We start from the raw sequence: 12,280 nt of genomic DNA on the forward strand, positions 1-12,280 counted from the left end.
CCTCATTAATCCGAAATAAATTACTTATTTAACTTTCATAAAAACTATTCTCAATTGAAGCGGATACCATATTTATTTTCGTTAGGAGTTTTTTTATCACATGTAAATTGCTATATTCAGGATTTTTTAAATTAAAATCCTTGTACGTTATGATTTTATTTTTTATTTCAAAAATAGCTTCTGTGACAGAATTTCCAAGCTTAAATCCAAGCTGTTTTTTATTTTTGAAAAATCAACCTGATAATCCCTATTATCACTTTTATCCTTATCATCCATTAAGTTAATTTTCGTGGGAATTGATTGAGATATAAATGTTGCAATGTTAGTAATTTGGTAGTTGTTACTATTACTGCCTACATTAAATATCTGGTTAGATACTATAGAAGGACTTGCTTTTAAAACCAAAATAAAGGCATGCGCTGCATCCATAACATGCAGAAAAGGTCGCCATTGACTTCCACCATAAACATCAATGGTTCCATTCAAATAGGCGTGCGCGACTAATAAATTGAGCACTAAATCAAAACGCATACGATAAGACCAGCCAAATAAAGTTCCTAATCGAAGTATCGTCGGATAAAAATTTTCTCCAGCTAATAATTGAATACTTTGTTCACATTCTAACTTATCCTTAGCATAATAAGATAATGGAAAAGCTAAAGCCTCTTCTGAGGCTTTAGCTACTTCAGTTTTCCCATAAACACTACAACTAGATGCAAATATATAACGAGAAATACGTAGTTCTTTGCAAATTTTCGCCGAAGCAACAGTAGATTTATAATTACAATGTGAAGTAAATTCAAGATCAAGGTTACATGCGGGATCACCAACAATTCCACCTAAATTAATGACTGCATCGGCACCATGTAAATAGTCTCGTAATTGTACTAGAAAAAATTTGGGCACTTATCCAAGTGTGATAATGAGTTATTTCCAAACCAATGCGTATCTAAGCTTAAAACGTTCATCCCCATTTCAACAAGGCGGGTACAAAGAACGCTTCCTAAATATCCTGCACCACCTATTACTACTATGTTGTCCATATTAATATCACACTCCTTAGTGGCTAAAATATTCTTTAATCGATTTGATAATATATACCAGGTCATCTTCCAAGAGTTGCGGGAACATAGGAAGCGTCAACACTTCCTGGCTAAGTTTTTGTGCAATCGGTAAATATAAATCAGCATATTTTTTCTTAAAATAATGCTTAATATGTACAAGTTCAAAATAGCAACGCACCATAATGCTTTGGTTTAATAAGTGGTTTTTTAATCCTTCCCGTATTTCATTTGAAGGTAATCGTATAGTGTACATTTGATAAATATGTGTAAAATTTTTAGGTGCTTTTGGAGTTCTAATGTCTCTAATACTGGAAAGCTCTCTATTATAATATTCTGCAATAGCTCTTCTTTTAGATAAATTTTTCTCTATATGTTTCAGTTGAGAATTGAGAAATGCCGCAGAAGCACTAGGCATTCTGAAGTTATAACCCGGGTAAAGGTAGTCATTATCTTCAACGCTATCAAAGTGCTTATTTCCAGGCAAATCAACACGCCCATGAGAACGTAAGCCTTTTGTTTTTTCATACACTTTTCTATCGTTAGTTACTATACTTCCTCCTTCTCCAAGCGCGGTAATTAATTTATTCTGACAAAAGCTAAAAATTGCAGCATCGCTGTATGAACCAACATGATTCCCATCTACGGTAGCTGAAAATGATTGGGCGGCATCTTCAATAAATACCAAATCGTTTTTATCTGCTAGCGCACGTAATAATTTCACATCGCGACAAATACAGCCTCCATAATTAATTGTAATAATAGCCTTTGTTTTATCCGATATTTTTTTCTCTACATCTTCCGCATCTAAGCCAAACGTTTCAGATTCTGAATCCGCAAATACAGGTATCGCCCCTGCTAATTCAATGGTATTTACGGTTGCAATAAACGTAAAACTTGGACATATAACTTCCTTATTCCTAACATCTAGTGCTAACAATAAAGTAAGTAATGCGGAGGTTCCTGAATTAAATAAAAGGGTATGCTTAATATTTAAATAGGATGCCATGTTCTGCTCGAGTTCATCTATCTCTGGACTATCTGCCCAAAACATTGAGCGTTTTACAACAGCTAATAATGCATCTACATCTGCTTGTGTATAGGAGGATTTAAAGCTTGGTATTGTATACATGGCATTTATCCTTAATACGTTGAAAATTTTCCATAAAAAAGCGAACATCATTAGTAACAGGGGAGCAAATATTCAACTTTTCAAACGGGACCCAGAGTATATCTTTTATCTCTTTATTTTCTTTAAAAGATAAAAATACATTTCTATCCTGAATAATAAGCTTAAATAAGAAAAAACAGCAGCCATTATAATAATTCAATGAAAATAATCTAAAATCACAGTAGGGAATATCCAGACCTAATTCTTCTTCGAATTCTTGCGCTGTAAATTTTTTAATGTCATTGATATTAATAATTTGTAGACTATCTACATTTAATGTACCACCTATAAAATCTGCTTCGCCTGGTGCTTGATAGGTACCCTCTCCAACTATCCCTAAAGCTAAATCGCCATCTCGAGTTACTGGCATTCCAGCTGTAAATGTATGAATAGCTATAGCATCATTTCCAAATTTAGCCTTTATGTTTTTAAAACCAAGTTTATTTTTAAGAATAATATCCTTATATTCACATATACCCATTTCAATAATGAGCTTCTGCTTTTTGAACCTTAGAGATTCAATGGTATAAACGATCCCATTCCACAACTTATTCGAATACTCTTGTTTAAGATTATTCCAAGTTTCTTCACGTGATTGTAAATAGAGCTCATTATTGATTTTTCTATTACATTTATGAGTTATTTCAACTAAATTTATTTCATTATCAAACAATATAATTAGAGCATTGTTAACAAGTTCACTACTCTTAAAATCAATATGTTTTCCATCAAGTTCATTTAAATTATAGATTTCTGTTCTCATGTACTCTCCTTTCCATAAAAAACATACTTTTTAACCGCCTGTTTAACTGCCTAATAGGGCTTTAACTTATTTTGTAAAATTTTTACTGAATAAATAATTTTTATTTATGAATCTTCCTTTAATAAACTCTCTTCAATAGCTTCTATCAACAGTTTAGTTAACATAGGTTGACCTGGCAACACTAATCCGGACAAAAATTTAATTAAATTTATGAGCTTTCTCAAATTCTACCGGTGATAAACAATCATTGGCAGAGTGCATCCTTAAACGATTATAAAAAACTTTAATATATTCAAAAATGACTTGTTTTACCTCCTCTTTAGTTTCAAAGTTAAAATGATAAATCTATTCTGTTTTCATCGTGTAAAAAAACTTTCTGATACAGCATCATCCCAGCAATTACCTTTACGGATCATGCTTTGTCTAATACCATATTGCTGTAGTATTTGCCGATGAAAATCGCTAGCATACTGATTGCCTCTATCAGTATGCCAAAGCAACCCCTGGCTTGGTTTACGTCGCCCTATAGCCACCCTTCTTTTTTATTATAAAATAGTCAAAAATAACGGATTTTTTGAGGAAAATATAACTAACGATAATTTTTTTATCGGAATTAATAAAATTTACATTAAATTAAGGATAATAAATGCCTGGAAACAAAGTTACCAAATTAAAAGATATTAAAAAAATAATAGAGCATTTTTTAAAAGATAAAACACCGCAAGTCTAGCAATTACAGGGGAATGGGGCATAGAAAAAACTTATACTTGGAAAGATATTCTAAAAAATAACAAAAGCCATCTTAGTTTCAATTAGACTACGTTTCCATAAAGGAGCCTCCTTGCTTAAAGGAGGATGAATGGTCATATAGGATTTCCATCTTTTCGACCAGCAACTTTTTGTTGAAATGTTTTCTTGCTGCTAAAAGCAAGCAGGTAGTTTATTTTTTTAGTAATGTAATATTTAGCGATTGTAATTCATTAAATACAAGACACGAATCCTCCATTTAATTGACAGATTGAGTCGGTAATTGTAACCCCAGATGAAACTGGATCATTGGTGAATATATTTGTATCTAGTTGGCCGTTGATGTTTAAACAGCTATTATTTATTGAAACAGAACCACCTAGTCCTGTATTGTTTATGGCAAAAGAAGAGACCAATTGATTATTTGTATAAATATCGACATTATTAGCGGTAATCGTCCCAATTTGAGTGAGGAATCCCGTCAGTGCTCCATTCAAATTGCCAGTGGTGCTTAGTTTAACATTATTTAATTGTACGGATGCGCCTGAACCTGCGACGACTGTGGTGGTAGCAGTATCTACTGTACGATCTATCACATTTAAAATACTATTCTCAATTAAAAAATTAGCAGAATTACCAGCAGCGACTGCCTGAAAACTAGAAAATACTTTGTTATCATTAAAATAATTAAAACCTGGGCCATTTAAATCGATTCCTATCTCAAAAAGATTAGAAGGGCCGCCGATTTGACTATGCTCAATTAAGATATTACAAGTATTGCTCAAAAGTATATCATTATAAAAAATCCCCTGAGGTTTTATTTCAGGAGTCGGTAGAAGGACAATACGGCTTAATATATTGTTTCCCTCTAACAAAAACCCACCTAAGAAATGAGAGCACTCGCTGGCTATGGCAGGCAGCGAATAATCACTATTCTGTGAGTAAATACTTTGATTCTATAGTAAAATAATTGTGCAATCCGATGTAGAGTTAAGAGCAGGGTAGTCGTCAGCATTAAAATACATTATTGTATTTGGGAGTAACGTATTCAGCTGATCGACACTGGTTTGAATGAAGTCGCTCGGTCCACAGGGCGCTTCAAAGGCACAGCTTGCAAGTGTCCGTGTTGAACTATCGTTGGGTGATCCGGTTTGACTGAAAAAGGTAATATTATTGAGGATTTCAACTGTAAAAGGATTTCCGATAAGATTTTCTTTTGTTTTACCTGGAAGGGCCGAGCCATGACCCAATTTAGCGAGATAACGTTCGACCGGATCCGTCAGACGTTCCTCAATACAAGGATCACTACGATGATAACGTGTGCCACCGAGTTCAATGCCTAAACCGATCGCTCCGGTACTATGATGCACATTATCGTAAGTATAATGAGCAAAAGTCTTGATGTGATCATCGAATCAATATTCTAAACCCACAGCGCCACCACCAATGTTATTCACTGCGTGGGCATGAAAATAATAGCTGCCGATATAACCACGAAGGGGTACGTGGGTAAAAGTTGGTAGCCAATTTGAGGTCGGCGCCATTTCCAGTGTAATGAACGAAATTAAAAGGTTGTTCAGAAGCCAAGAGACTATGACCACGAAAAAAAGCCATATCTTGTAAGCCATCGAAGTAGTGATAATGTTTATTGCCCATCAATAGATAGCCATTGAGATGAGCATCCCAACGTCGACCGATGACCTCGAGGCCGGGATTCGCAACCCATAAATGAGCGTGGTATTCGGAGCGGGTATAACCACCAAAGAGATAAACGCCGAGCAGAGTTTTATTATTCTGTATCAGTGATGACCGAGGAACCATAGGCGATAGCGGAATTAAAATACGTGTGTCGGAGCTGATCGCCTGAAAGGGGGGGCATTAAATCCATTTCATCCACCGCATAATCACTGACATAGCCATTGGCTGAGAAACGAGGTTGAGGTTTATCGGCGAGCGAGGGTGTAGCACAGAATAATGCTGTGAATCCGATTGTTGCAAGATAATGCCGTTTAAGTTGCATGGATACCCTCCGTGTAAAACACGCTATATAGATAAAACATTAGCTTATAAAATCTTTTTAAGATATAAAAATACTAGAAACTTGATTTAATTGAACGCATTATGTCCGTTTAAGGAAAATTAGGTTTGAAAAGAGGCAACTTGCTATGCTGTTTTTAGTCAGTTAAAGGTAAAAATATGTTTTTAAATTTTAATTATCGGTTTCGACTTAGGTGAAAGTTTTTTGTCTTACATAAAAAACGAGGGCTATTTATCCGTTATTAGAAATTAAGGCAAAGAGTTGATGAACCATATAAAGAAAGATTTTGGATAATTAAAAAACTATATTGAATGTAATATATACCAATTATTTTAACTGTTTTTCCCTAATAAGTGGGTTGGCTTCTAGGAAGGTTCGAATAAAGAGATTTTTTCGAAGAAAGTTTCTATAGGCTTGCTGAGCGAGTGCTTATCATGTACATTCTGGATTATTAATTTTATTTTTTATCTTAATGTTAGTTTGCTTTAATAAGAAATTACAGTATAATTTTTTGTTAATCCTACTTATAAAACAACAAATTGTATAATTATGAGCAATATAACTATAGGTAAATTGAAAGAAATAAGCAGGCTTATTGATGAAGAGCTAAAAAAGATAAAGGATGAAAGACTATTAGAGCAACTAGATGATCTAAAGAGCATCATTGAACACCTAACTGCAAACCGAAAAGATGAAGAACTATTATTAAATGAAGACCAACAGGTAGATGAGCAGTTAGTAAAAAATACACTTTCTGGTCTGAAGGAAATTGAAAAGCAGTTTAAAGGAAATAAAACTTGGTCAGCCCTAAAAAAGGGCGCCCAGTTTTTATTTATGCCCATCCAGGTTTTATTTAAGTCCAAATATTCGACTGGTGGTTGGGTAGCGCTGTTGGCCCTTGGTTTTGTGGCTATTATCGGTTGCTTGTTCGCTGGCGCAGCGACAATTGCGGCTTATTATCCATTATGCATGCTTGCTATAAGTGTTGGAGTCTTAGGTTTGTTAGGATGCGCTCTATTTTCTGACCGAGTCGGTGGTTTTGTTAAATCATGGTCCAGTAAAGTTAAATCATTGTTCAGCAGGTAGTCCATGGGCTACAAGAAATACAGGAAAAAATAAGTCAAAAAACGCTTCCAGCGAGCTCTACTGCGCAGCCTGTGGAGCCTATTTCCGAGCCTCTGCAGCAACAGTCCCAAGAGACGGCTAACCATCATTCCTCTGGGCATCGATTATCATTAGACTCAGATTCTGATGCGTCGGAGTCTCTAGACCACGTCAGTGTTTCTTCGTTTGGTCACTACTCGTAGAGAAGTCGTTTTTTGTTTAGGTAATTGAATTATCGCTCAGAAGAAAGGCACAAGAGCATGTTTCCGAGCGAAAAATCTAAAATCTATTTGTCTCGCTTCTGCGCACTAAGCATTCAGCATATTTAAGTTAAAAGCGATCGTGACGGGTTAGTTGATTATAAAAATGTAAATTATTGAGTGATTATTCTGTAAATAGCGAATATTGTCTAAATAATTTACTTATCATGGATTTAATACGGTTGTATGGCTATAACCAGCTGTTCATTTTATAAGTAGAATTGCCGCTCCCTTCCTTTTTTCGCAATTAAGTTACCGTAAAATAGATAATTTTTCTGTGTCAGAAAAATATTATAGATTAATAATCTTATAATTAAGTAAGATTTTGAAATAAGCAATTATTAACAGATTTTTAGCGATAAACTATTTTTTTCTTAGGTTTAGAATGTGTTTTTTTTGCAGTGAAAAAGAGAGTGTATTGCGAAAATAAGGGCATTGAAAGAGTGGCGCGCCGCCATCTCGCTATGACGTATGTAACGTTGTATAAGCGTACTAGCATATCACTTTAGACATAATATATTTCAGTGTAAACAAGTATACTCTCAGTGTAAGATACAACCCATCACGCGAATTCGCTTTGATAGCACGACCCTCTTTGTTAATCGTTAAAAAATACACAATTATCGATTAATCGTTGTTTAACTAAGTGCTATTTTCCCTTGATTTTTTTCTGTGCGATATTGATTTTACGGAAAAACAAAAATAGCTAATCTTACAAAGATCGTTATAACTATATAAAAATCTTAAGAATAATTTGAGTTTCAAGAATTCACAATTTTTTATCATTTTTTATTTTTATATATTTTCAATTTTGTTTTGTAAAAAATAATAAACTTCAGAGCGTAAACAATAGAAAAGTCGCTTCTAGATATTTATTTATCTTATATTTAATTTTATTGGTATCAGTTTATTGTATCGATATAATTATATAAGTTTACTGCAAGATAACGAATGTAAAAAATTATTGAACAAGCTTCAGTGACGATAGCTAAAAATTCGAAGGAAAAACCCAAAGCTAAAAAAACTTTATCTCAATGTTTACTCCAATAAAACTATTATTCTTAATGATATTAACTACTTTATTTTTTTATTAATTCATCACATATTCACCCTTTTTTTAATCTTTTTTACGACAAATATAAATTCTTATTTATACCTAGCAAATGGTTTAGCAATGTTGGCGAGCCTTACTATTGTTGAAGCCGCTTCCACTTTACTTGGGGTCTTTAAAAGAGAGGCTCCAATTTAAAATAGCGAAAAATTATCTGTAAACAATAAAAAACAAGTGAACTATTTTTCAATAGAAAATAAATCGGAAAATGAGATCGGTAAAACCACACACCAACCCCTCACTTTTTTTGAAAAAGAAAAAGAGAGTCATCCGTCAACGCTTTATGGAAAAGAATTAATTCCTGCTGTAAAGACAAATAAATAGCGTTTTTTGTCCACTTGGCTTTCAATAAATTCAGTTATTTTTTATTTGTTTTTTTAGTAAATTTTCATGGGATAGGTATTGTAATAATTTATTAAAGAAAAGAGGAATGGTACTCACAACTATGAATATAGTTTGCTTTATTTGCAGTTAAAATGGGCTTATCGCTATCATATTTGTGTACCTTATCTAAACGATTAATGTTAATTTTTGTGATAAGGAGGATGGTTTATCTTTGTGATAGGAATACCGAATAAATCTTGACTATTCCCGAGACAGCAAATTTTTGCTACTGTCTAAGTTCAATCTATCTCAAAGCGGAAGACATGTTAGCATGACCCATTCAAAAATAAATGTGGTGGTTTTATCGGGTGGACGATCAAGCGAACACGCTATTTCACTGCAATCTGCTGCGGTAGTGATGCAAAATTTGGATCGATCACGGTTTGATGTGACCCCTGTGTTAATTGATTCGCAAGGTCAGTGGCTCTTCGCAGCAGATTCCCTCAGTAATAGTAAACCGGGTTCGCCAGAGAAAAAAATGTTGCTTTCTCCGGAAAAAAACTTGTATTTTGCGGCGACGCTTAAAAAAAATCTTGATTTTTGTGATGTCATATTTCCTGTGTTACATGGTGCCTATGGTGAAGACGGAACATTACAGGGGTTACTTGAGTTTCTAGATATTCCCTATGTTGGAGCAAATACTTTAGGTTCCGCAGTCGCTATGGATAAAGTGCTGAGCAAGCGTCTCGTGGTAGAAAGTGGCGTGCCAGTTGTGCCTTTTGTAGCGTTTAATCAAGGACAATGGGAGTTAAATGCCCCCTATTATTCACAAAAAATTCATCAAGAGCTGAGTTATCCTCTTTTTGTTAAACCGGTGAATACAGGTTCGAGTGTTGGGATTACGCGAGTCGTTTCTCCTGAAACGCTTGCCTCGGCAATTGAAACGGCGTTGCTTTACGATAGTAAAGTGCTTGTTGAACAAGCCTTGTCAGTACGTGAAATTGAAGTCGCGGTTCTAGAAAATCAACAATGGGGGCAGTCACCGTTATTGAGTGTATGCGGTGAAATCATTCCCCGCCATGCTTTTTATTCTTATGAGGCCAAATACCTTGATCCCAACGGGGCAAAACTTGTCATTCCGGCTCATTTATCGAAAAAACAGCTTGTGCAATTACAGGATTTTGCGCAGCGTACTTTTGAAGCGTTAGCTTGTCAGGGGATGGCGCGCATCGATTTTTTTATCGACAAACAGACCGATGCCCTTTATTTCAATGAAATCAATACGATTCCTGGCTTTACCCAAATCAGTATGTATCCAAAATTATGGGAAGCTTCAGGATTGTCTTTCACTCACTTGTTAAGTCGATTGCTGGAGTTAGCCATGGCTCGCTATACCCGTCAAGCGAAATTAAAGCGTACTTATCAACCTTCTGTCGAATAAACGAGTTTGTGAACATATATTTATTGGGGTTTTAGAACGGCGCTTGGAGAGAAACCTATCGTATTCAATCTTATCTGAAAAAACGGCCTGATTCGGTTTGCTATACAAAACAGAGTTGATTATGATGCCTGTCTCTTTAATTATCCGTTTTCTGAGCCAGATTCATGACCCATCCCCCTTTATCGATTCATGACTTTGATTATGAGTTACCCGCAGAGTTGATTGCACGATACCCCGCGCCGGAGCGTACGCAAAGTCGCTTGCTTTGTCTGGATAAAGACACAGGACAGATTGCACACCACTCTTTTTCAGCGATTCTCTCGTTTATTCAACCTGGGGATTTGTTGATTTTAAACAATTTTAAACAATACCAAAGTCATTCCGGCACGTTTGTTTGCCCAGAAGAATACCGGGGGCAAAGTCGAGATTTTGATTGAGCGTATTTTAGAAAAAGGGCTTTGTGTTGGCGCATCCGAAAGCGAATAAATCATTACAACCGGATACCGAGCTGTTACTCGAAAATGGCCAAAAATTTCGGATCCAAACGCGTGTGGAAAACTTATTTCAGTTACAACTCGTCGAGCACGATCAGCCGGTTCTTGATGTGTTAAATGAAGTCGGGCATATGCCTTTGCCGCCTTATATGGCAAGAGATGAGGAGGGCTTAGATCAAGAGCGCTATCAAACGGTTTATGCCCAGGTTCCGGGTGCCATCGCGGCGCCGACCGCCGGCCTGCATTTTGATGAGTCACTTTTACAGCAATTGCGCGACAAAAAAGTTGAGATTGATTTTGTCACCCTGCATGTCGGCGCGGGCACGTTTCAACCGGTTCGGGTGACTCGCTTAACTGATCACCTTATGCATGCCGAACAGGTGACGGTTTCCGCTGAGTTATGTGAAAAAATAAAGCGTACACAACAGCAAGGGAAGCGCATCATTGCCGTAGGAACGACCACCGTTCGTAGCTTGGAAACCGCTTGTCTGCAAGGTGAAATTCGGCCGTATCAGGGTGAATCTCGTCTGTTTATTTATCCTGGTTTTCGTTTTCAATGCGTTGATGCGCTCATAACCAATTTTCATTTGCCTAAATCAACGTTGTTGATGCTAGTTTCTGCCTTTGCAGGGCATAACGCGGTGATGAATGCGTATCGACAAGCGATCACTGCAGGGTATCGTTTTTTTAGTTATGGGGACGCAATGTGGATAGCGTGCGCAGACCACCTAAGCGCCTAATTTTAATGAGTCTCCCAAGCCACTCTCCATGTTTTCAGGACGATTAAGCCGTGCACTTGGACAGACCTGCGCGTACGGAATCCGTGGCGAACCATTTGGATTCGGGCTGAAAAAGCGTGCCAAACTATCATCAATATATTGCTGCGATCGAGGACTTGGTGTGGATCGGGGTTGAGTGTTGATTCGGGTGAATACCGGTTGCTGTTCTGGGGGCGGTAAAGAAATTGTATTGTTTATCGGAGAACAAGTTGTCCCTGCAAATTCTTGTACACTGATTCCGCTACTATGGCGTCTTCGTCTGGAAATTAACCGAGAATAGGGATTGATGCATCTTAGAAAGGGAAGTAATTGGTAAAAAAAGTTGGGCATAAATTCGGTCCTTGAAGTAGAGAATAATTTAAACATAATTATAATCCAAAGCGCAGTCAGTGACCTAGGTATGAGAAAAATTGATCCAAACTCAGTGATTTGGATGAATGAATATCGGTGATCGATTAACAGAATGAGGTGTTAGGTAATGTGGAAGTGGTTTAGTTTGCTTAGAAAGCGCAGTGTTTACGGCTATCATGCAGGATAAACCACCCCTATCATGCAGGATAAACCACCCATATTCCCATTTGCGAATCTGCAGCGAACCAGGTAAATTGCATGGCATCTGTGTTTTGTTTTAATCAAAGGAGAGCACAATGGGTGTTTTTATTAATGAAGCGTGGGCGGATGCCGCAACAACAACCGCGGCGGCCCCAAACGGAGGATTATCTCAAATTCTCGTGTTATTAGGTTTTGTCGTGATTTTCTACTTACTTTTGTGGCGTCCACAAGCGAAGCGCGCGAAAGAACATCGCCAGTTAATGGAAAGTTTGGCTATCGGTAATGAGGTCAGTACAACCGGGGGGATTTTAGGAAAAATTGTTGAAATAAAAGGAGAGATTGTGACATTGAAAATAGCTGAGAATGTCGACATAAAAGTACAAAAAGCCGCAATCGTGAATGTATTTCCAAAAGGAACGATGTAACCGCAGTTAA

13 protein-coding genes and 2 pseudogenes are annotated in these 12,280 nt (G+C 36.4%); 5 read left to right on the top strand and 10 right to left on the bottom strand.

The features are described from left to right. Positions 1-162: 162 nt before the first annotated feature. From S3O_RS14080 to S3O_RS0106275, 9 genes and pseudogenes are all read right to left on the bottom strand, one after another. On the bottom strand, positions 163-906 hold the full coding sequence (locus S3O_RS14080; protein WP_010598215.1) for an SDR family oxidoreductase: 744 nt from the start codon (positions 904-906) through the stop codon (positions 163-165). Positions 907-1,059: 153 nt separating this feature from the next. Further along, on the bottom strand, positions 1,060-2,193 hold the full coding sequence (locus S3O_RS0106240) for a DegT/DnrJ/EryC1/StrS family aminotransferase (RefSeq protein WP_010598216.1): 1,134 nt from the start codon (positions 2,191-2,193) through the stop codon (positions 1,060-1,062). Beyond that, positions 2,171-2,995, bottom strand: a complete 825-nt coding sequence (locus tag S3O_RS0106245; RefSeq protein ID WP_010598217.1) for a hypothetical protein — start codon at positions 2,993-2,995, stop codon at positions 2,171-2,173. The genes S3O_RS0106240 and S3O_RS0106245 overlap by 23 nt, the downstream gene beginning before the upstream one ends. A 198-nt stretch (positions 2,996-3,193) precedes the next feature. Beyond that, positions 3,194-3,340 carry an IS3 family transposase gene (locus S3O_RS20455; protein WP_083827747.1) on the bottom strand — a complete coding sequence of 49 codons (147 nt, stop codon included), beginning with the start codon at positions 3,338-3,340 and terminating at the stop codon, positions 3,194-3,196. Between the two features lie 20 nt (positions 3,341-3,360). After that, positions 3,361-3,531, bottom strand: a pseudogene (locus S3O_RS16530) (DDE-type integrase/transposase/recombinase); the annotation flags it as partial. A 444-nt stretch (positions 3,532-3,975) separates the two neighbouring features. Further along, complete coding sequence (locus S3O_RS0106260; RefSeq protein WP_010598218.1) at positions 3,976-4,617, bottom strand: hypothetical protein; 642 nt, start codon at positions 4,615-4,617, stop codon at positions 3,976-3,978. Between the two features lie 81 nt (positions 4,618-4,698). Further along, positions 4,699-5,112 (bottom strand): hypothetical protein, encoded by a 414-nt coding sequence (locus tag S3O_RS0106265; RefSeq protein WP_010598219.1) that lies wholly within the window; start codon positions 5,110-5,112, stop codon positions 4,699-4,701. A gap of 79 nt (positions 5,113-5,191) precedes the next feature. Continuing rightward, positions 5,192-5,563 carry a hypothetical protein gene (locus tag S3O_RS0106270; RefSeq protein WP_010598220.1) on the bottom strand — a complete coding sequence of 124 codons (372 nt, stop codon included), beginning with the start codon at positions 5,561-5,563 and terminating at the stop codon, positions 5,192-5,194. After that, positions 5,532-5,762, bottom strand: a complete 231-nt coding sequence (locus S3O_RS0106275) for a hypothetical protein (RefSeq protein WP_010598221.1) — start codon at positions 5,760-5,762, stop codon at positions 5,532-5,534. The genes S3O_RS0106270 and S3O_RS0106275 overlap by 32 nt, the downstream gene beginning before the upstream one ends. A gap of 567 nt (positions 5,763-6,329) precedes the next feature. Here S3O_RS0106275 and S3O_RS0106280 point away from each other — a divergent pair. From S3O_RS0106280 to queA, 4 genes and pseudogenes are all read left to right on the top strand, one after another. Further along, on the top strand, positions 6,330-6,866 hold the full coding sequence (locus tag S3O_RS0106280) for a hypothetical protein (protein ID WP_010598222.1): 537 nt from the start codon (positions 6,330-6,332) through the stop codon (positions 6,864-6,866). A 1,563-nt stretch (positions 6,867-8,429) separates the two neighbouring features. Next, a complete protein-coding gene (locus tag S3O_RS17350) occupies positions 8,430-8,579 on the top strand; it encodes a hypothetical protein (RefSeq protein WP_156792794.1) in 150 nt (49 codons plus the stop codon). 331 nt (positions 8,580-8,910) lie between these two features. Then, positions 8,911-10,020, top strand: a complete 1,110-nt coding sequence (locus S3O_RS0106290; protein ID WP_010598223.1) for a D-alanine--D-alanine ligase family protein — start codon at positions 8,911-8,913, stop codon at positions 10,018-10,020. Positions 10,021-10,184: 164 nt separating this feature from the next. Next, positions 10,185-11,254: pseudogene (queA, locus tag S3O_RS14090) on the top strand (tRNA preQ1(34) S-adenosylmethionine ribosyltransferase-isomerase QueA). On the opposite strand, the gene S3O_RS17355 reads toward queA, so the two are convergent. Next, positions 11,243-11,623, bottom strand: coding sequence for a hypothetical protein (locus S3O_RS17355; protein ID WP_156792795.1), 381 nt, complete (start codon positions 11,621-11,623; stop codon positions 11,243-11,245). The pseudogene queA and the gene S3O_RS17355 sit on opposite strands and share 12 nt — an antisense overlap. A gap of 317 nt (positions 11,624-11,940) precedes the next feature. On the opposite strand from S3O_RS17355, the gene yajC reads away from it, so the two are divergent. Further along, positions 11,941-12,270 carry a preprotein translocase subunit YajC gene (gene yajC / locus S3O_RS0106300; RefSeq protein ID WP_010598226.1) on the top strand — a complete coding sequence of 110 codons (330 nt, stop codon included), beginning with the start codon at positions 11,941-11,943 and terminating at the stop codon, positions 12,268-12,270. The last annotated feature ends 10 nt before the right edge of the window (positions 12,271-12,280 follow it).

The sequence above is a fragment of the Rickettsiella massiliensis 20B genome, assembly GCF_000257395.1.
Classification (GTDB): Bacteria; Pseudomonadota; Gammaproteobacteria; order Diplorickettsiales; family Diplorickettsiaceae; genus Diplorickettsia; species Diplorickettsia massiliensis.

Bases quoted from the DNA above. Each gene is read 5' to 3' on its own strand.
- S3O_RS0106240 (WP_010598216.1), bottom strand. From the start codon at position 2,193: ATGTATACAATACCAAGCTTTAAATCCTCCTATACACAAGCAGATGTA.
- S3O_RS0106245 (WP_010598217.1), bottom strand. From the start codon at position 2,995: ATGAGAACAGAAATCTATAATTTAAATGAACTTGATGGAAAACATATT.
- S3O_RS0106270 (WP_010598220.1), bottom strand. From the start codon at position 5,563: ATGGTTCCTCGGTCATCACTGATACAGAATAATAAAACTCTGCTCGGC.
- S3O_RS0106275 (WP_010598221.1), bottom strand. From the start codon at position 5,762: ATGCAACTTAAACGGCATTATCTTGCAACAATCGGATTCACAGCATTA.
- S3O_RS0106280 (WP_010598222.1), top strand. From the start codon at position 6,330: ATGAGCAATATAACTATAGGTAAATTGAAAGAAATAAGCAGGCTTATT.
- S3O_RS0106290 (WP_010598223.1), top strand. From the start codon at position 8,911: ATGACCCATTCAAAAATAAATGTGGTGGTTTTATCGGGTGGACGATCA.
- S3O_RS17355 (WP_156792795.1), bottom strand. From the start codon at position 11,623: ATGCCCAACTTTTTTTACCAATTACTTCCCTTTCTAAGATGCATCAAT.
- yajC (WP_010598226.1), top strand. From the start codon at position 11,941: ATGGGTGTTTTTATTAATGAAGCGTGGGCGGATGCCGCAACAACAACC.